Annotated in this window: 16 protein-coding genes; 2 read left to right on the plus strand and 14 right to left on the minus strand. The window is 42.5% G+C overall.

Annotated features, from left to right (window positions below):
- Positions 1-34 precede the first annotated feature (34 nt).
- Complete coding sequence (locus tag ACQ86K_RS15735; RefSeq protein WP_431200701.1) at positions 35-2,179, plus strand: MG2 domain-containing protein; 2,145 nt, start codon at positions 35-37, stop codon at positions 2,177-2,179.
- Positions 2,128-5,541 (plus strand): alpha-2-macroglobulin family protein, encoded by a 3,414-nt coding sequence (locus tag ACQ86K_RS15740; RefSeq protein WP_431200702.1) that lies wholly within the window; start codon positions 2,128-2,130, stop codon positions 5,539-5,541. The genes ACQ86K_RS15735 and ACQ86K_RS15740 overlap by 52 nt, the downstream gene beginning before the upstream one ends.
- A 166-nt stretch (positions 5,542-5,707) precedes the next feature.
- On the opposite strand, the gene ACQ86K_RS15745 is transcribed toward ACQ86K_RS15740, so the two are convergent.
- The 14 genes from ACQ86K_RS15745 to ACQ86K_RS15810 all read right to left on the minus strand — a co-directional run bounded on the left by ACQ86K_RS15745 (position 5,708) and on the right by ACQ86K_RS15810 (position 25,698).
- Positions 5,708-6,388, minus strand: a complete 681-nt coding sequence (locus ACQ86K_RS15745) for a glycoside hydrolase family 9 protein (RefSeq protein WP_431200866.1) — start codon at positions 6,386-6,388, stop codon at positions 5,708-5,710.
- On the minus strand, positions 6,274-7,482 hold the full coding sequence (locus tag ACQ86K_RS15750; RefSeq protein ID WP_431200703.1) for a glycoside hydrolase family 9 protein: 1,209 nt from the start codon (positions 7,480-7,482) through the stop codon (positions 6,274-6,276). The genes ACQ86K_RS15745 and ACQ86K_RS15750 overlap by 115 nt, the downstream gene beginning before the upstream one ends.
- Before the next feature lie 250 nt (positions 7,483-7,732).
- Entirely contained in the window at positions 7,733-8,323 is a 591-nt protein-coding gene (locus ACQ86K_RS15755) for a porin family protein (protein WP_091163868.1), read from the minus strand.
- Positions 8,324-8,503: 180 nt separating this feature from the next.
- Complete coding sequence (locus tag ACQ86K_RS15760; protein ID WP_091163865.1) at positions 8,504-9,829, minus strand: TolC family protein; 1,326 nt, start codon at positions 9,827-9,829, stop codon at positions 8,504-8,506.
- 13 nt (positions 9,830-9,842) lie between these two features.
- Positions 9,843-10,520, minus strand: coding sequence for an ABC transporter ATP-binding protein (locus ACQ86K_RS15765; protein ID WP_091163863.1), 678 nt, complete (start codon positions 10,518-10,520; stop codon positions 9,843-9,845).
- A gap of 108 nt (positions 10,521-10,628) precedes the next feature.
- On the minus strand, positions 10,629-10,805 hold the full coding sequence (locus ACQ86K_RS15770; RefSeq protein WP_176844393.1) for a hypothetical protein: 177 nt from the start codon (positions 10,803-10,805) through the stop codon (positions 10,629-10,631).
- 103 nt (positions 10,806-10,908) lie between these two features.
- Positions 10,909-13,311 carry an ABC transporter permease gene (locus ACQ86K_RS15775; RefSeq protein ID WP_091163861.1) on the minus strand — a complete coding sequence of 801 codons (2,403 nt, stop codon included), beginning with the start codon at positions 13,309-13,311 and terminating at the stop codon, positions 10,909-10,911.
- Between the two features lie 89 nt (positions 13,312-13,400).
- The gene (locus tag ACQ86K_RS15780; RefSeq protein ID WP_431200704.1) at positions 13,401-14,909 is read right to left on the minus strand and encodes an FtsX-like permease family protein; all 1,509 of its coding nucleotides are present in this window, start codon (positions 14,907-14,909) and stop codon (positions 13,401-13,403) included.
- A gap of 107 nt (positions 14,910-15,016) precedes the next feature.
- On the minus strand, positions 15,017-15,796 hold the full coding sequence (locus tag ACQ86K_RS15785) for an ABC transporter permease (protein WP_431200705.1): 780 nt from the start codon (positions 15,794-15,796) through the stop codon (positions 15,017-15,019).
- 69 nt (positions 15,797-15,865) lie between these two features.
- Positions 15,866-17,938, minus strand: coding sequence for an FtsX-like permease family protein (locus tag ACQ86K_RS15790; protein ID WP_431200867.1), 2,073 nt, complete (start codon positions 17,936-17,938; stop codon positions 15,866-15,868).
- A complete protein-coding gene (locus tag ACQ86K_RS15795; protein WP_431200706.1) occupies positions 17,920-18,246 on the minus strand; it encodes an ABC transporter permease in 327 nt (108 codons plus the stop codon). The genes ACQ86K_RS15790 and ACQ86K_RS15795 overlap by 19 nt, the downstream gene beginning before the upstream one ends.
- 84 nt (positions 18,247-18,330) lie before the next feature.
- Positions 18,331-20,697, minus strand: coding sequence for an ABC transporter permease (locus ACQ86K_RS15800; protein WP_091163853.1), 2,367 nt, complete (start codon positions 20,695-20,697; stop codon positions 18,331-18,333).
- Positions 20,698-20,817: 120 nt separating this feature from the next.
- Positions 20,818-23,196 (minus strand): ABC transporter permease, encoded by a 2,379-nt coding sequence (locus tag ACQ86K_RS15805; RefSeq protein ID WP_091163848.1) that lies wholly within the window; start codon positions 23,194-23,196, stop codon positions 20,818-20,820.
- 114 nt (positions 23,197-23,310) lie between these two features.
- Entirely contained in the window at positions 23,311-25,698 is a 2,388-nt protein-coding gene (locus tag ACQ86K_RS15810) for an ABC transporter permease (protein WP_091163846.1), read from the minus strand.
- Positions 25,699-25,778 lie beyond the last annotated feature (80 nt).

A 25,778-nucleotide genomic window follows, 5' to 3' on the forward strand; every position in this document is an offset into this window, starting at 1 on the left:
GCTCTTGCATTACTCATCATATACCTGGTAGCTCATGGCCAAAAAAACAATAGTTGATCCTGCTTTCAGCAAGTATATCGAGTCGTATACAACTGGTGTTATTTCCAAACAGAGCCCCATTCGTATCAGGCTGGCCAGTGACGTGCAGGTAACGCACCAGCAAAATGAGGAAATAAACGAAGATCTTTTCAACTTTTCACCAGCTATAAAAGGAAAGGCTATCTGGACGGATGCACGAACCATCGAGTTCAGGCCCGATGAAAAGCTCGACCCCGGTAAAAACTATACTGCTGATTTTAAATTGAGCAAGCTTATTGAAGTGTCGGATCATTTTGAGCACTTTAAATTTAATTTCCAGGTTATTCAGCCCTACTTTACCGTGTCATTTATCGGCATGCAAACCGCCAGCAGTACTTCAAATACCGAAATGAAGCTTACAGGTGATATTCAAACAGCTGACGCAGAAGACCCATCGGCTGTTGATAAGCTTATTGTACCCAATTATGATTCGCCGGTTAAAATAAACTGGGAACACGACGCGGCCCATAAAAACCATCATTTTACCATAACCGGGTTAACACGTATAGCCGGCAAAGCCAATCCACTTACAATTAACTGGGATGGCAGCAGCATTGGCGTGGATAAAAAAGGCAACCAGAATTTTGAAGTGCCCGCCATTGGCGATTTTAAGGTACTGAATATCCGCGCTGTGCAGGACAATGATCAGTATGTTGAGGTACAGTTTTCGGATAACATTTTAGTTGGACAGGAACTTAACGGCCTTATCAGCATCAACAATATCACTGATCCGGCGTACAGCATCGACGGTAGCCTGGTAAAAGTTTACGCTCCTGATCGCCTCCAGGGGGATTACACCATATCTGTGAACGAAGGCATTAAAAACACGCTCCTGAAAAGGATCACGAAGGGCTATACTGCTAATTTATTCTTTGAAAACCGTTTGCCTGCAGTTGCCATACCCGGCAAGGGTGTGATCCTCCCCGACTCGGGCCGCATTATGATGCCTTTTGAAGCAATTAACCTGAACGCGGTTGATGTCATCATCATCAAGATCTACGAAAACAACGTACCGCAATACTTTCAAAGCAATGGTTTTGACGGCAGTGCAGAATTAAGGCAGGTTGGTAAGCCTATAGTGCAAAAAACTATTCGGTTAGATACTGATAAAGGTCTTAACCTGCACAAGAAGAACCGTTTTATGCTTGATCTTGACCAGATGATCCGAACTGAACCCGGCGCTATATATCGAGTGGTAATCGGTTTCAGGCGATCATATTCCTTGTTCAACTGCAAGGTTTATAGCGGTAAGGTTCAAAAAGACAATGGTGACGACGAAGAAGGCGGTTACTACGGCGGTGATTATAGCGATAATGCCTCAAAAGTAAGCGACGAGGACGACGACTTTTGGAAGCGCTATGATAATTACTATCCCGAAGGCTACAATTGGCAGGAACGCGACGATGCGTGCACAGATTCGTATTATAGTAAGCAACGCTGGGCTACCCGAAACATCATATCCTCAAACATTGGCCTTATTGCCAAACGTGGCAATGATAACAGTATGCTGATAGCTGTTACCGATATCCTAAGTGCCGAGCCTATGAGCAATGTAGATCTTGAGCTGCTCGACTATCAGAAACAAGTGATCTACAAAACCACTACCGACGGCGACGGTCTGGCTAAATTAAATCTTAAGAGGAAGCCATACTTATTAGTAGCCAAAAAAGGCGTGCAGCGCGGCTATCTTAAACTTGATGATGGCAGCTCTTTACCTTTATCAAGATTTAACGTGGGCGGTGAGGAAGTACAAAATGGCCTAAAAGGTTTTATTTACGGCGAACGCGGCGTTTGGCGTCCGGGAGACTCCATTTATACATCTTTTATTCTGGAGGATAAATTAAAAACCCTTCCGGCTGATCATCCTGTCGAATTTGAATTATATGACCCAAGCGATAAGCTTTACAGGCGCATCACCCAAACCAAAAGCTTAGATGGCTTTTACAGTTTCCATACCGCAACAGAAACTTCGTCCCCTACCGGCAACTGGACGGCTAAAGTTAAAGTTGGCGGCGCCAGGTTTGAGAAAAAATCAAGGTTGAAACCATCATGCCTAACCGGCTTAAGCTTAGTCTGTCGTTCGGCGGGGCATCCGAATTAACCAAGGGAAACAATGCCAATGGCAAGCTAAGTGCCCAATGGTTGTTTGGTGGCGCGGCGCAAAACTTAAAAGCTAAAGTTGATGCCTATCTGTCGGCACAAAACACCAGCTTTAAAAAGTATAAAGACTATGTTTTTGACGATCCTACACTGGCCTTTAATACGCAGGTTCAAACTGTTTTCGATGGCAAACTAAGCGAAACAGGTACGGCCGATGTTGACGCAAATGTAAATGTGGAGAAACAGGCCCCTGGTCAGCTTCGCGCAAATTTCCTGGTTAAGGTATTTGAGCCGGGCGGCAATTTCAGCATCAACCAGGTGAGCATGCCTTATAACGTTTACCCAGGCTACGTAGGGATCAAGACACCTGAAGGCAGTGACCTTTCGGGCATGTTGGTTACTGATAAGGACCATTTAGTTGACATAGCCGATGTTGATGTAAATGGAAACGCCCTGCCGGGCAGCCGTGATGTGCAGGTTGAATTGTACAAAGTGCAATGGCGCTGGTGGTGGGACCAAACCGGTAATGAAATGAGCAACTTTACCCAGGATAAATATAATAAGCTCATTAAAACCGAAATCGTAAATCTGACCAATGGCGCAGGCAAATGGAAGCTGCATATCAACAAAGCCGACTGGGGCCGCTACCTCATTAAAATTAAAGACGAACAAACAGGCCATTCAACAGGTAAGATCATTTATGTGGATTGGCCAAACTGGTCGGAAAGGTTACAATCCACCAATCCTACCGAAGCAGCGATGTTATCTTTCACTTCAGATAAACCTGCCTATAAAGTTGGCGATGAGGCAACTTTGACTATTCCAACAGGAGAAGCTGGTCGAGCACTGATTAGTTTTGAAAACGGCAGCAAAGTTTTAAAAACAGCCTGGATAGATACTAAGAAAGGACAAACCCGTTATACCTTTACGGTTGATGAAACAATGGCGCCAAACATTTTTGTAAATGTTACGCTACTGCAAAAACATTCGCAAACGGTTAATGACTTGCCTATCCGCATGTATGGTGCTATCCCGCTGCAGGTTGAAAACCCGGAAACCATCCTGAAACCAATCATCAGCATGCCCGATAAGATCAGGCCCGAAACACAATCGGCCATTACCGTATCGGAAGCATCGGGCAAGGAAATGACCTATACTATCGCTATTGTTGATGAAGGTTTATTAGATATCACCAATTACAAACTGCCCGATCCGCATGATACCTTTTATGCGCACGAAGCCTTAGGGGTAAAAACCTGGGACCTGTTCGACTATGTGATAGGTGCATTTGGCGGCGGCTTAGAGCGAATTTTAAGTATTGGTGGTGACGGGAACCTCGGCAATAACAAAAACGTGTCTGTAAACCGTTTTAAACCTGTTGTAAAATTCCTTGGCCCTTTCCACCTCGGTGCAGGCGAAAAGCAAACACAGCGCTTTATATTGCCGCAATACGTGGGTTCTGTTAAGGCTATGATAGTAGCCGGTCACAATGGTGCTTACGGCATTGCCGAAAAAGCCGTAGCGGTTAAAAAACCATTAATGATCCTGGCTACCCTGCCGCGTGTGCTTGGCCCTTCAGAAAGCATTCAATTGCCGGTAACAGTATTTGCTATGGAGAACAATATCAAAACCGTTAACATACAGGTGCAAAGTAATGCCTTCAGCAATTTGGGCGGTAATAATCAAAAGACTCTCACTTTTGACAAGCCCGGTGACCAAATGGTAACTTTTGATTTAAATGTTAAGGATTTTGTTGGCGTAGGTAAAGTAAAAATAATTGCCAAAAGCGCTTCGGAAACAGCTGCTTATGATGTTGATCTTAACGTTCGCAACCCTAATCCGCCGGTTACCCGCATTATTCAGAAAGAGCTTGCGCCGGGCGAAGTATGGAATACCGATTATCAGCCGGTTGGCATCAACGGTACTAATAAAGCCATGCTTGAAGTAGCTTACATCCCGCCATTGAACCTTTCAAAACGTTTGGATTACCTGATTGAATATCCGCATGGCTGTGTGGAACAAACCACATCATCGGCATTCCCCCAGTTATACCTGAACCAGTTGCTTGACCTTTCACCAAAACAAAGGGCCGAAACCGACCGGAATATTAAAGCCACCATTAACAGGCTCAATGGCTTCCAGGTACAGGGCGGTGGTTTAAGCTACTGGCCTTACGGCGGCGAAGCCGATGAGTGGGGAACCAATTATGCGGGGCATTTCATGTTAGCGGCACAGGCAAAAGGCTTCAGCATGCCGATAGGCTTTATTGACCGCTGGAAGAAATACCAGAAAGAAAAGGCCCTTAGCTGGGCGCCACGCAAGCAACCATATTATTACGATGATGACCTTACCCAAGCCTACCGCTTATATCTGCTGGCACTGGCCCGCTCGCCCGAAATGGGTGCAATGAACCGGCTGCGTGAGTTTGCGTTGCTGAGTGACGCAGCGGCCTGGCGACTTGCAGCGGCTTATAAGCTTGCGGGACAGCCCGAAGTTGGTTTAAGAATGATTGCGAGATTATCAACTACCGTTAAACCATACAATAGTCTTTATGGCACTTATGGATCCGATTTAAGGGATGAGGCAATGATACTGGAAACCCTTACCCTGTTAGGCCAAAAACAAAAAGCGGCCGGATTGGTGCACACCGTTGCTGCGCGTTTGTCACAGGATGATTGGTACAGCACCCAGACTACAGCATATTCGCTGATAGCATTGGCCCAGTTTTACGGGCAAAACAAACCTGCAGGCAAACTTGAATTTAACTATGCAGCAGGAAGCGCCAAAGCCACCATTAGTACAAGTTCATATTTATGGCAAGGGGCGCTGGCTGGCAATGGAGGTAAAGTATACCTTAAGAATAACAGCAATAATAAATTGTACATTAGGCTGATACAAAAAGGACAGCCATCATCAGGGCAGGATACCAAATCAATCCTTAACCCGGATGTATTACAGATGCGTGTCGGTTATTTCTCGCTTAAAGGTAAGCCTATTGACCCATCATCATTAAAACAAGGGACCGATTTTGTAGCACAGGTAAACATCAAAAACCCGGGTAAACGCGGTAGGTACGATAACCTGGCCCTCACCCAGATTTTTCCGTCGGGCTGGGAGATCCTGAATACCCGGCTACTTGGCGACGAAGCGTTTAAATCATCACCATCTGATTACCGCGACATCCGTGATGATAGGGTGAACACATATTTCAGTTTATACGAAGGGCAGGAATCAACCTATTATGTAATGCTTAATGCAGCATACACCGGTAAATATTATTTACCGGCTGTTTATTGCGAGGCGATGTATAATAACCAAATCAGCAGCTTATTGAAAGGACAATGGGTTGAGGTGGTGAAGTAACGATAAATTCAAACTTACGAAGTTTTAGAGACCTCGTAAGTTCTTAAAAAACAAAAAGCGCTTTTAATTAATTGGGGAAGCGCTTTCTTTTTACTGCGATAATAAAGTATTACAACCTGCAGGGTCTTGAAGGTTGACCTGTCGCAGATATATGCCTAATACTTTATTATCTTGTGGTCTGACTCGCTAACTTGTGTTGCAAAGCCTCTAACGCATTAGCCAGATAAGCCAGCGGGGCATTCCAGTTTATGGCTATTTCATTGGCGGCGTAAGCGTGCTCATCATCAATGTAGGCTTCATCGGGCACTTTTGATGGCACTTTGACACCATCCTGCATGCCAGGATTAGAGCCGCCAACAAGCAGGCCTGGTATTGGGTCAACTATAGCGTCAGTTGCAGAAGGCCTATGGTGCGGATGCATTGGTGTTTTAGTACCATACCCTGTTACAAAGGAATAACCAGTGCCGTTACGACCAAGCAAGTAGTCAAGATTTGCTAAAGCATAATCCAGGTATTTTTTATCGTTCGATAACTTGTAAGCCTGGATAAGCAGAACTCCTTCGTTTGCGGCCTCGGATGTACTGCCCCAGCCAAAATGCCTGGCGGATTTAGTCATCACTGTTTGATAAGCGTTTGAGTCAACCCCATTTACCATATCATCGGCAGTGTTGATAAGTCGCTTCCTGATTTCCGGTAACGCGGGCACAGTTTTCGCTGTTATATCATTTTTGATCAGCGTATAATACCCCAACAGCCTAACCTGCGACCATGTAGGTACCGGCATCCGGCCATCAGGCAAAAGATCAATATTTTTAAGATAGTCAACCTCACCGGTGCTGACTGCCAGCTCGGATGCCGCCCAGATAAACTCGTCGGTAAAGTTATTATCGCCATACCCCCTGTAGTGATCTTCGGTTCAAACTTTTTGTTCATCTCATCCTGCCGGTAGGTCACCATCGGATTTTTACCAGCCCAACCCCAGGCTTTTTGAGCAGCATTGATACATGAATCGGCTAAGCCTGGTAGCTCGTTAGGATATTGTTTAAAAATGCGGGAAGCTTGCGCCATAACAGCCGCAAAATCAAGCGTAGCCGCAGTAACTTTTTGTACCACATAACGTGGCGATGTGTCTTTATCGGGCATTTCAAACTTATCAAAAGCAGCATTAGTAAGCTTATGATATACGCCGCCATCGGCGGGATCTTGCATAGTCAGCATCCAACGCAGGTTCCAAAGCACCTCATCCAAAACATCCGGAATTTTATTGCTGCTTTCGGGGATATTAAGCTTAACTGTTTTCATGTAAGCGGGGAAATCCTCAAATAAAGAAAGCAGCGTACTTGTTGTAATACCACTGTTCACAATATACTTGTTATAGTCGCCGGCATCATACCAACCGCGCGGTGATGAGATTATTGAGCCAGCCTTCCGCCCTTCACTTTCGGCAGATGGATGGATCAGTACAACCGTATCAGGATGACCTGAGGCCCGGTGCCATTTGCCGGCATACTTTTCGGGTAAAGGTGTACCTGAGCGCATAAAATAATAGGCTTTGATAGCAGCGGCGGCCACAGCTTTATGAACCGAGGCCTTAACCTCAAAGGGATAGGAATAACCTGCAAAGGGGACATAAAGTATATATCTGCCGGGCTTGCCGAATGTACTAAAGTCGGCCAATTGAACAATATGACCGGCAAAGTTTGGTTTAAGTGATGGTTTAAGCTTACCGGTAAATACTGTTTGCTTTTGAAGGGTTTGGATAAAAAAGTCGCTTCCTCTGTCACTTAAAACAATGGCCTTTTTTATGGCACCAGGGTAAAAGCCTATTTGATTAAGTCGGATAAGCCTCGAAGTTGTATCCGTTTGAGCAGAAGCATTGCTCCCTATCAGCGATAGTGCAAACAAAATTTTGTAAAATGAGATTGAAAGGTATTTTTTCATCTGCCCTAAATTTTAGGATATGTCTGAAACCCGCGTTTAAACAGATAACCGACGCATAAATGGCACCTAAATATAGGTGTACATTGTAAAATAAGCATAATACTATTCTATCAAATAAAAGCTAAAATATAATACTAAATATACAATCGATTGCGTAACTTGAATAATAGGAAAGTTCACACTCCGATCTAACGCAAAAAAGACCCGCCGTTACCGGCAGGTCTTTCAGTATTTTTGAGGGACTGGGAGATTATAATGAGAACAATTTATAAGCAACAGCAAGGCTGAACAGGCTAACACGCGTGTGTGAATTATCGTTGCCATAAGCTATTTTATTTAAACCACCTTCGTAACGAAGATCGATAGACAGGCTACTGATATCAACACCTGCACCCACCTGTATTGCGTAGTTCGCATCTTTATACCTTAACGCTGTTGCATCATTAAATGCATCCCTATCTCTTCCGGTTGTAAATGAAAGCACCGGCCCACCATAAAACCTTCCACCTAAACCTAAAGCACCAACTTTAGCACCTACAAGTAATGGAACATCAAAACTTTTAAAGCTTTGTTTATTTGAAACACCTCCATTATTTACAGTAACGCTTTTATCAGTATAATAAAGCTCGGGTTGAAAAATTAAGCCTAAGCCGCCGATCCTTGCCCAAGCGCCAGCCTGATAACCAGCTTTATTATCGTTGTTAAAAACGCCGTTTGACGGAAAAGTTGAATAATTTAAACCGCCCTTAAGGCCGAAAGAAAAGCTGGGGATTACCTGGGCTTTTGATATGCCTATTGACAGCAAAAAAATAGATAAGGAAAGTAAAATTGCTTTTTTCATATTTATTAGGTGTTCGATGATGTATTAAGTTTATGAAAACGATATTGTTTGCAACAACTACCGCTAAAATAGAAATATCTGGTTAAACCCAACCGATAAGTTCGGTAAAAGTTAACCAGATATTTAACTAAAAATTGGGAATAAAAGTATAGGTTTTAAAAATCTTAAAGAGTTTATTAATTAAAGCGCCAAGTTTCCCTGGTAATAATCAAGGATTTTGGTACGGATAAAATAGTCATACCGGGCGTTGATCAGGTTGGTATTAGCCTGATCGAAGTTTGATTTTGCTATCACAAAATCTACCGAAGTAATAGCACCCGAATTAAATTTAACTTCAGCAATCCTGTACGATTCGCCATAGGCATCAACCTGGTCGCGCAGCAAGTGATAGCGCTCAAGGGCCGATGTCATATTGATATAAGCCTGATCAATATTTTGCTTCAACTGGATCCGGGTAAAGTCATTGTTATACTTTGCAGTTTGCAGGTCGATACGGGCCAGTGCCACTTTATTACGATTTTGGAAATAATTAAGGATAGGTATGCTTAAACCAACTCCAAAACCCGAACTGTAATTATTTTTTATTTGCGAATAATAACCGGTATTACCTGTACTTGAGTAATTGGATGCAAGCGATCCAAACGCAGTGATAGTAGGCCATAAAGCTCCTTTGGCTGATTTTACACCTTTTTCGGCACTTTTTAAACGCAAATCATAGGCTTTAACCAAGGCAAGGTCGTTAAGTGCCTTGGTGTAGATCTCATCTGCATTTTTATCATAATTTCCAGGCAATTGATCGGCAGATAAACGCACAAGTTTAACGCTCTTATCCAATGGCACATTCATGATCTGCAAAAGGTTAATCTTTGAGATCCCCATCGCTGCTTTGGTATTAACCGCGCCTATCTTACTGGTAGCCAATGTGCCCTTCAAATCGTATAACGTTGCAGGCGGTGTAGCGCCGTCTTTATTCAATATTGTCAATCTGTCAACCTGTTTCTGTGCCTGCTCAACCTGTATATCGGTTGCCTTTAGCAAATCCTCATTATCAAGTACCTGCAAATAAGCAGTAATAACGTTCAGGGTAACAAGGTCCTTAGCCTGTTGAAAATCCATTTTACCTGCCTGGTATGCCAGCGAGTAGCGTTTGATATTATTAATGAGGCTCATGCCATTAAACAATGTCAGGTTACTGTTTAAATTATACTGGGCGTAAGTAATTTGCTGTGTTACGTAGTTATAATTTGTAGGATCCTGGCTACGGCCATTACTGATGTTGTGGCTCACATTACCGTTAATTGATGGCAGCAGGTTTTCGCGGGCCTGGTTATAGGCAATTTCCTGTGTCTGCATTTGCAATTCACTCTTTTTTACATCGAGGTTGTTTTTGATTGCAAGATCGATACATTGCTGTAAAGTAAGCACAGAATCTACCGGGGCCTGGCTGTAAGCCTTTAAGTTTCCAAATACAACAAGACCGAGAAATAGTAATTTATAGTATCGCATTTTATTATTGAGTTCAGAGTTTTCTTGATGAATCGATCTTGCCGTCCAGCAGATCGATAATGCGCGAACCGTATTCGGCATTTTTTTCGGAGTGGGTAACCTGAATAATGGTTACACCATCTTCCTTATTCAGCTTGCGGAACAGCTCCATAATCTCCTCCCCTTGTTTTGAGTTGAGGTTACCGGTAGGTTCGTCGGCTAATAACAACTTGGGTTTAGCAATAAGCGCGCGGGCGATACCCACTAACTGCTGCTGTCCGCCCGATAACTGTGCCGGGAAAAGATCTTTTTTGCCAACAATGTTAAAGCGGTCAAGCATATCTGCAACCATGGCTTTACGCTCCGCACTTTTAAAATCCTGGTAAATAAGCGGGGTTTCAATGTTTTCATAAACGGTTAGCTCATCAATCAAGTGATAAGCCTGAAAAACGAAACCGATGTATTGCTTGTACAAAGCCGAACGTTGTTTTTCTTTAAGCTGATGTACTGCATGGCCTTCAAAATAATGATAACCGTCTGATGGTTCATCAAGCATACCGATGATATTCAGCAACGTTGATTTGCCCGAACCTGAAGGTCCCATGATAGAAATAAATTCGCCTTCGTCAATGTCAAGGCTCAGATCATTCAGAATGATATTTTTGTTGCCCCCTACCTGGAAATACTTTGAAATATGTTGCAGTGATAACATTTTTAATTATTGAATTAGTTTGTTAGTAAATAAATGAGTTAAACAATAATACTTATCATTTTGCGATTAACATATCAATAACATACCAAAGTTCTATCTTATTAACTATCAATAAATTACACCATCATACCAAAACTTCACTGTACGCTTATGTAACAGATTGCGTACGGTTATGATACAGTGTTTTTTGAGGTAAAAGGTAAAAGGCGAAAGGTTAAAGCTTTTTTCCATTGCCCAGATATGTACCGGCAGGTAGAGTATAATTACTTTTGATTCCTGTAACATGCTATAGCTTAATTAAACGGCGAAAGCTGAAAGAATTATTTAACACTGTATTTAATGTGTTATAAACCTTTCAGCTTTTGCCTTTTACCTTTCAGCTAAATAATCAATCTCCAGACCGCAAACTTTTAACCGGATTAGTAAGCGCTGCTTTAAGGGATTGAACGCTCACGGTAATAAAGGCGATAAGTATAGCTACTGCACCCGCGGCTATGAATACCCATATTTGTATGCTGATCTTATACGCAAAATCCAGCAGCCAACGATGCATGGCATACCAGGCTATCGGCGAAGCAATGATAACCGATATGATAACCAGTTTCAGGAAATCGCCTGAAACAAGCTTTACTATACTGAAAACGCTTGCGCCCAAAACTTTACGTACTCCAACTTCTTTCACTCTTTGCCTGGTTGAAAACACTGCCAATCCGAATAAACCCAGACAGGAGATGAAGATAGTGACCAAAGTAAACGCAGTTAATATTGAACCGGTACGTTGCTCGGCCTTATACATATCATCAAATTCCTGATCAAGAAAGTGATATTCAAAAGGTGTGGCAGGATTAAAAGCGCTCCATTTTTCTTTTACTGCAGATATGGTTTTGGCAATATTATTTCCTGAGGTTTTGATAAGCACTTTACCAAAATAATCTTCAGTAAACATTACAATTGGTGTAATTTCCTGGTGAAGGGATGCGAAATTAAAGTTTTGTACAACACCTCTTACTTCACCGGTACGTCCGTTAAGGCCAATATGTTTACCTATTGCTTCTTCGGCTGTCCAACCCAGTGCTTTGGCGGCTTTTTCGTTGATTATAAAACCGTAATAGCGCTTATTTTCATCAGCATCCGTAGAATGTTTCTCATCCGCATCTGTAAAATTAATGCCCTGCACCAGTTTAAGACCAAGCGTATTTAAAAAATTCTTTTCTACCGGCAAAGCGGTTACCGAAAGATTATAGTCGCTGTTTTTGCCGTCAGCGTGGTTAATGCTATATCCGCCGTGAACATCAACCGGCGAATCGTACGAAGCAGTTGCATAAAGCACCCCCGGTAATTGAGTTACCTCGTTGTTAAATGATTTAATATCTTTTAATGATTTGCCGCCAACATCAATCACCATCACCTGCGACCTGTTGATACCTATATTGAGGTGTTGGATATACCGCAGTTGGCTACCCGCGATAACCGTACAGATCATGAAGAATACGGATACCACAAATTGAAATATAACTAACGATTTGCGTAAAGCCCGACCGCCGGAGGTATTTGTGAGTTTCCCCTTTAAGGTAACAATAGGATTAAATGCTGACAGATATAATGACGGATAAGTTCCGGCCAAAAAAGTTACCGTTACAAATAAGGCAACCATGGCCATAATCAGCCATGATGTATTCCAGGTTTGAAAGCCCAACTGCTGCCCCGAAAAATCGCTGAACCATTTAAAGCTCACATCCGCCAAAAACAGGCCCGCCAACAGCGATACGAGGGTGATCATGGCAGATTCGATGATAAATTGTGTAAAAAGCTGCGAACGTGCAGCACCCATTACCTTTCTTACCCCTATTTCGTGGCCTCGTTCTATAGCTTTGGCTGTTACAAGGTTCAGGAAGTTGACACAAGCCAGCAACAATAAGATAATGGCAACTGCCCCTAAAACGTAAATGTATCTGATATTGCCGGATGGCGTTAGCGGATATGTAGCCTGCGATTTCAGGTGGACATCGGTCAAAGGTTCGAGTTTGAACCACATTTTATGCCCTTGCCTGAAATCATCCTTAAACATCTCTGCTACATAGTTGTTCATTTTCTGCTCAACCGAGTTTATATTAACGCCCGGCCTTAAAAGCAGGTAAGAATAATCGTTAGCCGAATCCCATTTGCGCGTTTTAGCATGTTCCGAACCTGCGGACGAACCAATAATGTCAAACTTGATCTGCGAATACTCGGGTACATCTTCCACCACCCCTGTAACCATCATGTTTAGTTTGTTATTAACCTTCAAAACCTTACCTATAGCATCCTCAGTACCAAAATATTTTTTTGCGGTAGACGCGGTGATCACCAAAGCCGAGGGATCTTTAAGTGCGGTAGCTGCGTTCCCCCTCAAAAACTTAAAGCTGAAGATCCTGAAAAATGGTTCATCGGCTAAAAAGAACCGTTTTTCATTGAATAGTTTATCCTGGTATTGCACCGGGTTATTATACCAGGAAATGCGCACACCATCCTCAATTTCCTGCAATTGCTGTTTAAATACGGGTACTGGTGCGGTTGGCGTTACTGCCACAGATTTTGCCTCCGCATCATCAGAGGATTTGTAGTTATAAGCCACGCGCATAATACGATTGGCATTAACGTGAAACCTATCATACCGCAGCTCATTTAATAAATAGGTAGCTAATAATATAAAGCAACCTATTCCAACTGCTAAACCCGCAACACTTATTAATGAAGTAACCTTGTTTATAACCAGGTTACGCCATGCTGTTTTTATATAATTTTTAATCATTTACCCCTCCTAACCTCCCCAAAGGGGAGGAATTGTTGTTTGCTCTTCGACTCTTAAAGCCCTCTCCTTTGTAGAGGGTTTGGGTGAGGTTATTCGCTCCTCAAACTTTTAACCGGATTAGCTACAGCCGCCTTAATGGCCTGGAAGCTTACAGTAGCAAAGGCTATAACCAGTGATGTAAAACCAGCTATACCGAATACCCACCAGCTAATATCAATGCGATAAGCAAAATCCTGCAGCCATTTACTCATGGCATAAAACGCTATCGGCCAGGCGATGACGTTGGCAATGAGCACCAGTTTTACAAAATGCCCCGAAAGCAGCATCACTATATTCTGCACAGATGCCCCAAGCACCTTGCGCACCCCTATTTCCTTGATCCGTTTTTCGGCTGAGTATGAAGCGAGGCCGAATAACCCCAAACAGGATATAATGATGATCAGTCCAGCTAAAATACTTACTACAGTGCTTACCTGATTGTCTACACTGTAAACTTCTTTAAAATGATCGTCAAGAAACTGGTATTCAAAGGGTATCCCGGGAAACTCCTTTTGCCAGGTTGATTGGATAAATGCAACAGCATCTTTAGCCCTGCCGCCGTTGATCTTAACCGACATTTGGTTGAACCCTTTACCGTTTACCAGGAACAGCGTTTCAATTTTATAATGCAGGGAATTGAAATTGAAATCTTTGGCTATTCCGGTAATCACACCCAACGAATCAAAACCAAACCTTTGTCCCAGTAATGATTCCATATTTTTTCCTTTATGATCTTTCAGCAATTCCTTAGCCAGGGCTTCATTGATGATGTATTGCTTCCAAACGGCCGAAGTATCGGTAGAAAAGTTTTTGCCCATCAGCAGCTTGATCTTATACAGATCGAGGTAATTATTATCAACCACCAGCAAGGTTGAGGTAAGCTGCCGCAATGGTGAATCACCAAGTTTAAATGAAATGCCGGTTTGGTCAAGGTGACTGCCTAAAATATCCTGCGACGCGGTAACTCCCTGTATTATCGAGTTGGAAAGCAACTCCTGTTTAAACAAATCATATTTGTTTTGTGGGATCAAACCTAAAGGAACATTAACAATCTGATCGCGGTTAAAGCCGGGATCTTTTTTCTGCATAAACTTAAGTTGCCTGATAACCAAAACTGTAGCTATCATTAAGATTACAGCACTCGTAAACTGGCCAACAACCAAAATATTACGCAATGGCACTTTATTGCCCCCCGCCGTTGCTAAAGCCCCCTTTAATACTTTAATCGGTTGAAACGACGACAAAAAAAGCGCAGGGTATATACCTGAAATAATACCAACAAGCACGGTGCTAATAAGAACCACTCCTATAAGCATGTTATTGTCATGCAGCGGTAAACTAATATCACGCTGGCTTAAACTGTTTATAAAAGGAATGGCAAGGCTTACAAAAATGCAGGCAAAAGCCAGGGCTATCAAGGATAATAACACGGTTTCGCCCAAAAACTGCATGGCCAGTTGAAAACGTCCGGCCCCGATAGATTTACGTACGCCAACCTCCTTAGCCCGCTCTGATGACCGCGCGGTTGAAAGGTTAATGAAATTAATACAGGCTATCACCAAAACAATGATCCCTATAACTGTAAACAGGTTGGTGATATGTTTATCAAATTTTTGATAATTGATATAATCCAGCCCTATATCAGCCGAGTTAGCGTGAACATCTTTCAGGGATAATAAGAATAGCTCGTAATTTTTAGGGCCATCTTTACCTTTATATTTTTGAAGATAGGCTGGAAACTTTTTTCAAGCGCCGCTATATTGGTACCAGGGGCCAGTTCAAGATAGGTATTTAACCAGTTGCCGCCCCAGTTGGTAAACATCCATTTCTTATAAATACTACTGAATGAAAACAGGCAATCAAACTGCAATTGTGAGTTTTTGGGCACATTAGCTAATATACCGGTAACCGAATAGGTTATAGTATCCTGCCCGTAATTGGTTACAGTTTTACCTATCGGGTCATCATTACCAAACATTCGTTTGGCTGCATCTTCTGTTAATAAAACGCTGCGGGGTTTTAACAAAGCGGTTGCCCGATCGCCCCTCAGCAGTTTAAAATCAAACATTTTCAAAAAAACCGAATCCACAAAGAATACCTGTGGCATGTACACTCGTTTAAGTCCGTTATTGAGCGGAAACTTTTGCTGCCAACGAACACGCGTAAAATTTTTTATTTCCGGGAAATCGGTTTTCAGAGTTGGCCCCATCGGAAACATGGATAACGCAACCTTTTGTGAGGCGCCCATTCCCTCAAACTTTTGCACCTCGTTTAAGCGGTAGATGTTTTTAGTATGCAGATTATCAAAGCTTTTTTCATAATAAACAAAAAGCGTGATCACAATGCAGGCCGCCATACCAACGGCCAACCCAAAAATGTTAATAGCCGAAAAAACCTTGTTTTTCCAGATATTGCGCCAGGCGGTTTTGAAATAATTTTTTATCATTAGTTTATCTCGTTTAGGTCATTTTGCCCCGCATTCCATTAATAAGATGAAAGCATGGCTTAATGACAATTATTCGGAACGTAAACTTTTAACCGGGTTGCTCAATGCTGCTTTTATTGCCTGAAAGCTAATGGTAGCTACTGCCACCAAAACGGCTAATACACCAGCCAGCACAAATACCCACCATTGAACATCTATACGATAGGCAAAATCTTTGAGCCATTGATGCATAAAATACCAACCTACCGGCATGGCTATTATGCAGGATATCAATATCAGCTTTAAAAAATCAAAGGATAGCAGGTTAACAATACCGGGTACCGACGCGCCAAGCACTTTGCGGATCCCTATTTCGCGGGTACGTTGCAGCGTGCTGTACGAAGCCAAACCAAGCAAGCCCAAACACGAAATGAATATGGCGAGAACGGCGAAGTTGAAAAATAGCTTACCGAAACGCTGTTCAGAGCGGTACTGCCTGTCAAAAAACTCATCTAAAAAATAAAATGAGTATGGCCTGTTAGGGATAAATTGTTTCCACTTACCTTCTATCTGCGCCAATGTGCTATTCAGATTTTTCGGGGAGACTTTTACAGTTATCAGATCAAGACTATGAAGCTCGATTCGCATGGTAAGCGGCTTGATTACCTCCTGTAACGAACGGAAATGAAAATCTTTCATTACACCTACTATTTTACCTTCGCGCCCCCATTGTTTAAACCGTCGGCCGATAGCATCTTTAGGAGAGCTATAGCCAAACAATTTAACAGCGGCTTCATTGATAAGCATCGCCTGGGCCGTATCAGTACCAAATTCACGTGAAAACGAACGACCCGCAACCATCTTTATCTTAAATTGGTTTACATAGTCATAATCAACAAAATACAGATCAAGGTTAGCTATCTGCAAATCGCCCATTTTATTTTCTATCTCGGAGTAAGCCCCGTTATTTCCACCTCCAGGGATACTTGAAGCAGATGCCGTTGATACTACGCCGGGAATTGAACTGATAGCATTTTTCAGGGATTCTTTAGCAGGATCGCTGTTGGTGTTGAGTACAAGCATTTGTTCTTTATTAAAACCAAGATCGCGGTTTTGCATAAAGCTCATTTGGTTATAAACTACTATAGTTCCAATAATAAGCGCTATGGAAATACTAAACTGAGCAACAACAAGCGTTTTGCGTAAAATTCCGCCCTTCCGGCTTCCGGAAAAACGGCCTTTCAAAACCATCACCGGTTTAAAGGACGATAGTACCAACGCAGGATATAAACCGGCAAGCAGGCCGATGCAAATAGACGTTACAAACAGAATAACTACATAGTACCAGTTTGAAAAGATGCCGGAACTAACAGTTTTACCAGCCAATTGATTAAATGCAGGCAACAATAAAGCAGCGATACCAAGCGTAAGTAAAAAAGCTATGATACAAAGTACCACCGATTCACCGATGAACTGGCCTGCAAGCTGGCTCTTTTCGGCGCCCACAACTTTACGAATCCCTACTTCTTTGGCGCGTTCAACCGAGCGGGCAGTAGTAAGGTTAACGAAGTTGATGCAAGCTATCAGCAAAATAAAAATCGCGACAATACTGAATATATACACATTGCTAATGCTTCCAACTTCCTGTCCGCCTCTTTTTGAGTAGAGGTAGGTATATTTTAAAGGCTCAAGCATGAGCCTATAGAACATCTGGCTTTTCTTCATTCCGTCCCCGTCACGATTTTGCAAAAAGGCAGGCATTTTAGCTTCAACAGCCTTTGGACTTGTACCCGGTTTTAACAAAAGATAAGTCGTAGCGCCGAAATTGCCCCACTGCCCGTCAATTCCTTTATTAAACTTTTGGGTTAACGATGTCATTGAGATGATCATATCGGCCTTGATTTGTGAGTTGCCAGGAAAATCCTTCATAACACCGGTAACCGTGGCAGGTACGGCATCGCCGGTAATTAATACGGTTTTGCCAATTGGGTCGGCACTGCCAAAATATTTTTTCGCGGTAGATTCGGTAAATACTATTGTAGCGGGCGCGGTGAGTACAGTCCTGGGATCGCCTTTAACTAATTTAAAATCAAAGACCTTAAAAAATGTCGAATCCGCGAACATGGAGTTTTCCTCCTGGAATTTTACATCTCCCCTGCGCACCAAAAACTGCCGCCGCTGGTGCGTACAAATGCTTCTACTTCGGGCAAGTCTGCCCTAATATTGGGTGCAAACGCCCATGATGTGCTACTGGTATTAATAGTTTCGCTCGGGGTTTTGATATCAGTTACCAAACGATAGATCCTATCGGCCTTTGTGTGAAAGTTATCGTAACTCAGCTCAAAGGCCACGTATATAAAAATGAAAAAACAGGCTGTTATCCCTATTGATAAGCCCGTAATATTAATAAACGAAAAGCCCCGGTGGCGCCAAAGGTTCCGGAGGGCTATTTTAATGTAATTTCTGATCATATTTTTTATTTTTTAATGTCATGGTCATATGGTCATTTATCTTACCCGTTATAACAACACAAAGCAAACTGATACAATTACCCATTATTCAGAACGTAAACTTTTAACCGGGTTGGCAATCGCGGCCTTAATAGCCTGAAAACTGATTGTCGTTAGTGTGATGACAATTGCTGCTGTCGCCGATATAATAAACACACCAGGGCCAACGGTTACCCGGTAATCGTATTTCTGCAACCACCCCTGCAAAAAGTAAAAGGCTACCGGCGAGGCTATTACACAACTAATAAGCACCAGCAACACAAAATCCTTCGACAGTAAAAACCATAACTGGCTTACAGTTGCACCTAATACCTTGCGTACGCCAATTTCTTTAGTTCGCTGCTCGGCGATGTATGCGGCTAATCCAAACAGGCCGAGGCATGAAATAAATATGGCCAGGCCCGCAAAAATGCCCGACAATTTCCCCACCAATACTTCCTGGCCAAACTTGCGGTTATAATCATCATCTACAAAGCGATATGTAAATGGATAAGCAGGACTATATTTTGAAAACACCTGCCCTATTTTATCAATGGCATCGTGCGGGTTTACTTCAGGCGAGAGGCGGTAGATCATGTTTTGATGCGGATCGTTATTATACAAAAACATGGTTGGGTCGGCTTGTGCAAATGGAGATAACATCAGCGCGTTTTTAACTACCCCAATTATCTTGCGTTGCTTGCCCCCATAAGTTATTACCTGGCTTATCGGGTCGCCTTTAAGGCGCAGGCGCTTAACCGCTGCTTCATTGAAAATAATATTCAATGAATCGGACACCACATTATTATAATCTCTCCCGGCAAGCATTTTCATGCCTACAGTCTTGAAATAATCATTAGCTACAGCTATTACGCCCATTTCAACGGTTTCGCCGGTAAATTTACCGGGCCATTGGTCAAGGTTGTTGTGCATGTTAATATCTGTAATGGTGCTTGACGCTGTGGAGATACTTTCAATCACGCCGCTTTGCAATAATTCATTTTTAAAAGCGGAATAGTGCTTACCCAAATCTTCGTTGGCATTAGTGGCTATTAACCTAGTAATATCGTATCCCGCCGGGCGGTTTTTTGCATACTGAATTTGCCTGTAAATAACAGCTGTACTTATGATCAACGCTATTGAGCAGCTAAACTGCATTACTACTAAAACTTTACGCGAATACGACGCTGAGCGGCCAACCTGAATTGTACCTTTTAATACCTTAACCGGATTAAATGACGAAAGATAAAACGCAGGGCGGCTACCGGCCACCAGGGCTGTAAGCAATACACACCCTATGACAATCAGCCAAAAGATTGCGCTGTTAAAGGGAATGGAAATAGTAGTCCCGGTAAGCGAGTTAAACGGCCCGAGCGCTATTTGAACAAAAAGTATTGAGCATATAAAGGAGATCAGTGTGATCAATGTAGATTCTGTCAAGAACTGGAATATCAGATGCTGACGTTGTGATCCGATAGCTTTACGGATACCGACCTCGCGCGCGCGTTTTTCAGACCGGGCAGTTGTGAGATTGATGAAATTCACGCAAGCTATCAGCAGCACCAGTAAACCAACAATACTAAAGGTGCGTACATAATCAATAAACCCACTTACTGCAACTCCATTTTTATAATCGGCAAAAAGGTGCCAATCGGTCATGGGCTGCATAATTACATCCGAGTTTTCGGCGTTAATATTTTTTTCGCCTTTTTCGATGTGAAGGATCTTTGGGGCCAGTTGTGCGTAAGTTACACCTGGTTTTAGCTTTGCAAATAGCTCGAAGCTATTGTTACCAAAGCTATCGTGGGCGTCTTTCATGTAAGGCTGTTGCTCCATCAAACTGAATGGAATAACATATTTAAATTGAAGCGACGAATTCAATGGTACATCCTGAATCACGCCGGTAACCTTTAAATTGTAGTTATTATCAACCTTAACAACCTTATTAATCACATTCCCGGTGCCAAATAAAGCGAGAGCAGTAGCTTTGGTCAATACAATTGAATATGGATCATTCAAAGCGGTTGTACGGCTCCCCTGTAAAAAATTGTATTGAAAAATTTTCAGGAAATCGCTACCTGCCTGCACGCCATCAATAGATAACTTTTTATCGCCTACCATTAACCCATGTGTGCCACCCCAATCTGTGGGTGCTACATATTCTATTTCGGGCATAGTTTTCAACACATCTGCCAGTTTTAGCGAGGTTGAACTAAACGTTAATTTTTCGCCATTACTGTTAAAATTACGGCGAACCTGGTATGCCCTATTGGCATCAGGCAAAAACCTGTCGTATGAGTACTCATTAGCAACCCAAAGTGCTATCATTAAGGCAACAGCCATCCCGGCTGCCAATCCCAAAACGTTTATAGCTGTATAAGCCTTATTGTTAGCGATGTTTCGCCAGGCTATTTTGATATAATTTCTAAGCATACTGTTGGTTCATTAGTTCAATTGTTCATTAGTTCATTGGTTTTATTCGCGAGTAAAAATTATTTGCACAACCTTGCCCGCGTTCGCTAATGAACTAATGAACAAGTGAACAAATGAACCCTACTCCGAACGCAAACTTTTAACCGGATTGGCAAGCGCAGCCATTGCAGCACGATAACCTACCGTAATCCACGCTATAATAAATGTGGATAGTATGGACATCACAAATATTTGTGGACCGATACTAATCCTGTATTGAAAATCCTTTAAGTAATTATGCATTGCCCACCAGGCCAGCGGAGAGGCTATTACAAATGCTATAAGCAGCAATATGCTGAACTCCTTGCCAAACAACCATAAGATGCTGCTGATATTTGCACCCAATACCTTACGAACCCCGATCTCCTTGGTTTTACGTACAGCCATAAATGACACCAGGCCATACAGGCCGAGACAACCTATAATGATTGCGATACCGGCAAACGCTTCAACCAGGATTAGTAATATATTATCCATCTGATAGAAACGGGCAATGGTATCATCCAAAAACTGGTAAGAATACAATTCTTCAGGGAAAGTTTGGTTCCAGATCTTATCAATATCCGCCAGTGTAGCTTTGGCATTACGCATATCTATCTTCACAGCAACGGTAGATAGTGATTGATAGTTAGGCATCACACATAATGGTGAAATCTCCGCATGGAAAGAGTAATTGTAAAAATCTTTCATTACGCCTACAATGGTACCTTTATAGTCGCGGCCATTAATTGCCATTTGTTTCCCTATTACATCCTGCGGTTTAAGGTGCAGTTTATTAACGAAGGTTTCGTTCACCAAAAACTCTTTAACCGAATCGCCTTTGAAGAAGTTTCTGCCGGCAATAAGTTTAATGCCGAAGGTTGAAATGTAATTTTCGTCGGCCTGTTTGGTGTTGATGCTCCAATGCTCGTCTTCGGCACGATTATCATATTGAATACCGGTATTACTATTTGAACGCGACGCCGGCGGGTTATAACAGTAAGATACATTTTCAACACCCTTAATTTCGCTGAGGCGATTACGCATCGTGCTCATTTTCATCTTATCGTTTTGAGGAAGCGGCACAAGCACTACGGCATTTTTATTAAAGCCCAGATCGGCAGTTTGTGAATAATGTAATTGCGATACTACGATGATAGTACCGATGATAAGTACCTGCGATATAGTGAACTGGGTAACTACCAGTACCCTGCGTAACGAAAAACCACCGACATCCTTTTGTGACAGTTTACTTTTAAGCGCTTTAATTGGCTGGAACCTCGCCAGTACCAAACCAGGGTATGAACCCGAAAGAAATACAACAACAAAAGTAATAACAACTATAAAAGCGCTTAATTCGGCCCAGTTAAAGGTCATCCTTGCATGGAAGAGATTGTTTAATGGCGTCAAAGCAATCTCGGATAAACCAATAGCAACTCCCACAGCAATAATGCTGATGATAGCTGTTTCGGCAATAAACTGCCAAAATAATTGAAAAGGCTGACTACCCAATACTTTACGGATGCCTACCTCTTTTGAGCGGTTTAGCGCCTGGGCCGTAGCCAGGTTTATAAAGTTTACCGAGGCCGTAATGATCAGGAACACGCCGATAAAGAACAGCGCCCATAAATAGCTTTTATCGGCATAACCGCCAAGTTCACGGTCAAAGTGCATTTCAGCAATAGGTTGTAATTTAAAGCGCCAAACCTGCAAATCCCTGCCGGTGTAATTCTTTTTAACCAATTGCAGCATGGCTGTTTCAACCTGTGCTTTGGTTACACCCGGTTTCAACTTGGTAAAACCCTGACAGCCGCTGTAAACACCGCCCCAGTTATTTTCACGGCCCTTACCTGCGTACACCTCCATACTTGCATACGAAATAAAGATCTGTTGCTTTTGGTCGGTGTTATTTGGCAAATCCTGCAGCACACCGGTTATAGTAACAGTTATATTATTATCCAGCTTAAAGGTTTTGCCTATTGGGTTATCATTACCAAAATATTTTTGGGCCATTTTTTCGGTAACCAACGCTTCATTCGGGTTAACAAGCATCGTTTTCTTATCGCCTTTAAGCAATGGAAAATTCAGGATATCGAAATACTCGGGCTCAACAAAGGCAACACCGTCATCCTCACCAAATTTTTTCACTTCATTTCCCTTGGTAATAGTGATCAGCGTTTTATTAAAGCTGATATATCTCGCCGTTTTTTCGCTAAAGGCAAAGTCATTTCGATAACCCTTGGCCATCGGTTGCGGAATAGCGCCTACCCGGTCTACACCCTGATCGTGAAACTCGGTATAAAAACGGTAGATCCTGTCTTTATCCTTATGAAAGGTATCAAAACTCAGGTGGTAAGTGATCAGCGTAAATATTAATACCCCACAGGCTATACCCAAAGCCAAACCAATAACACTGATGGTTGCGTAAGCCTTGTTACGCACCAAATTTCGCCATGCAATTTTTATGTAGTTTTTGATCATAAACCCCTCCTAACCTCCCCAAAGGGGAGGAATTGTACTTGTGATATATTTAGTTATTATTTATGTATTTTAATCTTCTTAAAGCCCTCTCCTTTGGAGAGGGTTTGGGTGAGGTTACTCACTTCTCAAACTCTTCACCGGATTGCTCAATGCAGCTTTTATAGCCTGGAAACTTATAGTCACCAACGTTATAATTATAGCGGCAACAGCCGAAAGCACAAATACCCCGGGCCCTATTGTTATCCTGTAATCATATTTTTGCAGCCAATCCTTCAAAAAGTAAAAAGCTACAGGTGTTGCTATTATGCAACTTAACATCACCAGCAAAATAAATTCTTTTGATAGCAGCAGCCATACCTGTGCTATTGAGGCACCCAATACTTTGCGAATGCCGATCTCTTTGGTACGTTGTTCGGCTACATAAGCAGCTAACCCAAACAAACCAAGGCATGAAATAAAAATAGCCAATCCTGCAAAAACACCTGCCAGCTTGCCAACTAATGCCTCGAGGCTAAATTTGCGATTGTATTCCTCATCAACATACTGATAGATATAAGGATACGCCGGGTTATAAGTATCAAAGATCTTCCCTATCTTCTTAATGGCATCCTGCATATTTACGTTAGGTGCCAGGCGATACATGATGTCGTTACCTCCTCTGCCATGATTAAATACAGCAGGCTGCACAGGTGTAAATGGCGATTCCATCAGAGCATCTTTAACCACCCCTATAATGTGAACCCGCCCCAAAAAGCTATAATTTATCACTTTGTTAATAGGATCTTTTAAGCCCATGCGTTTTACGGCAGCCTCATTGATGATCACATTTGTTGTATCAGCTGCCCATTCGGCCGAAAAGTCACGCCCTTCCTTCATGGTCATGCCCATTGTTTTGAAGTAATTAGGCGATACGGAGATAGCGCCAACGTTTATTCCTGTTTCGCCACCTGCTTTTCCGGGCCAGTTATCGATCCCGGTATGGCTATAGATATTGGTAACCGGGCTTGATGCCGACGCCACACTCTCTACCATTCCGCTTGCTATCAGATCGTTTTTTAATGCGCTGTAGTTTTTTTCAAGATCACCGCTCATATCGGTCATCATTAAACGGGTTGAACTATAACCGGTAGGCCTGTTTTTGGCGTATTGTATTTGCTGGTAAACAATAACAGTACTGATAATCAAAGCAACAGAACAGCTAAACTGCATTACTACCAACACCTTGCGCGGCAATGATGCCGAGCTGCCAACCTTAATGGTACCTTTTAATACCTGTACGGGATTAAATGACGACAAGTAAAATGCGGGGCGACTACCTGCCAATAAACCGGTAAATAACACATACCCTATCATCATCACCCAAAACCAAACATTGGTATAAGGAATATTAATGGCACTGCCTACGATAGCATTGAAAGACGGAATAGCCACCTCCACTATCACAATTGACAGCAAAAATGAAATGAAAGTGATCATTACCGACTCCGCGAGGAACTGGGCTATCAGATCGCTGCGTTGCGAGCCGATGGCTTTGCGAACACCTACTTCACGGGCGCGTTTTTCAGACCGGGCTGTAGAAAGGTTCATGAAATTAATACAAGCAATAAGCAGCACCAAAAAACCTATCACGCTAAACATGCGCACATAGTCAATGAAACCACCAACAGCTTTTCCGTTTTTGAAGTCATTATACAAGTGCCATTTTTTAAGCGGATGAATAATTACCTCTGGCTTTGCCGGGCGCATCTGCTCGCTGTGATCGTACACTATATTTTTAATTTTCGGTGCGATTTGCTCCATTGTTACACCGGGTTGCAACTCCAAAAACATATTGAATGAGTTATTAGTCCACATGGTGCGGGAACCTTTCATCCAATCTTCAGTGGCTTCTTTAAAAGCAAAGGGTATTAAAAAGCTAAACTGAATGGTAGCATTTTTCGGGATATCCTTTATAACACCGGTCACCTTCAAATTGTGGCTGTTATCGTAACGTATTACTTTATTTATCGGGTCTGCATCTCCAAAAAGTGCTTTAGCTGTCGATTGATTAATAATAATAGAATTTGGCTGTGCAAAAACGTCCTTAGCATTCCCTTCTATAAAAGGATATTTAAAGATCTGTAGAAAATCGGAATGAGCGGAGCCACCCGATACATAGAGCTTCTTATCCCCTACCAAAAGGTCGTGCCATTGCATGCCTACCCAATCGGCTTCGGCAACGCGTTTGATTCCGGGAATCTCTTTGCGCAATACTTCAGCCAGCGGCAACGAAACCGCGGTCTGTGTATGCTCACCATCATGCTGGGTAGTGAAATGTTGTTCAACCTGGTAAAGCTGCTCATAATTGGGCAAAAACCTGTCGTATGAATATTCATTGACTACCCAAAGACCAATCATCAGCGCAACCGCCATGCCTGCGGCAAGCCCCAATATATTAATTGCACTATAAACCTTGTTGTTAAGGATATTGCGCCAGGCGATTTTTAAATAGCTCTTTATCATGATTCAATTCATTAAGTCATTGGGTCATTATGTCATTTTTACCCGCGTTCAAATGAATAATGACGCGAAGCAAAATGACA

The sequence above is a fragment of the Mucilaginibacter sp. P19 genome (genome assembly GCF_050632265.1).
Lineage (GTDB): Bacteria > Bacteroidota > Bacteroidia > Sphingobacteriales > Sphingobacteriaceae > Mucilaginibacter > Mucilaginibacter gossypii.